The sequence below is a fragment of the Ideonella sp. P3_A4 genome (genome assembly GCF_056403075.1).
In genome coordinates this window covers 1-719 of the sequence record NZ_JBFUGE010001282.1, presented here as the reverse complement: position 1 = coordinate 719, position 719 = coordinate 1, and the positions used below count along the sequence as shown (strand labels likewise).

The window sequence follows — 719 nt, the reverse complement described above, 5'->3', positions numbered from 1 at the left end:
GGCCTGCAGCAGTGCGCGCATCACCTCGACATTGACCGGATCGTCTTCGACGTACAGCACGGTGCGGCGCTGGCCTTCGTCCGGCGCCAGCTTGGCCGGGCGTGTCGGCGAGATCTCGACCGGCTCGGTGCTGGCCGGCAGCCAGACCGTGAATTGCGAGCCTTCGCCCGCGGTGCTGTCCACCTGCAGCTGGCCGCCCATCATCTCGACCAGGCGCCGCGTGATCACCAGGCCGATGCCGGTGCCGGCGGCGCCGGTGTGCTCTCGGCCGAGGCGGTTGAAGGGCTGGAACAGCATCGACAACTGCTCGGTGCTCATGCCCAGGCCGGTGTCGGTGACGCGGATCCACACCCTGGCGTCATCACCGGCGCCGGCCATCACCGACAGCCGGCCGCCGTCGCGGTTGTACTTCACCCCGTTGCTGATCAGGTTGATCAGCACCTGCTGCAGGCGCAACGGATCGGCCATCACCGCCGGCAGGCCGAAGGGCACACCAGTGTCGATCGCGACGTGGCGTGCCTCGGCCTCGGGCTTCAACATCGACGCCGCGGCGTCCACCGTGCTGCCGACATCGACCGGCACGATCGCGATGCGGGCCGTGCCGGACTCGATGCGCGACAGGTCCAGCACATCGTCGATCAGCGACTTCAGGTGCCAGCCCGAACGCAGCATCAGGCGTGCATAGCGCAGTAGCGTCTCATCATTGGCCACGGCCGGGT

1 protein-coding gene is annotated in these 719 nt (G+C 68.6%); it reads right to left on the bottom strand.

Going from position 1 to position 719, the window contains the following annotated elements; all coding sequences use genetic code 11:
- The coding region (locus AC1DYI_RS37555) for a sensor histidine kinase (protein WP_477209134.1) at positions 1–719 on the bottom strand (719 nt) is incomplete at both ends.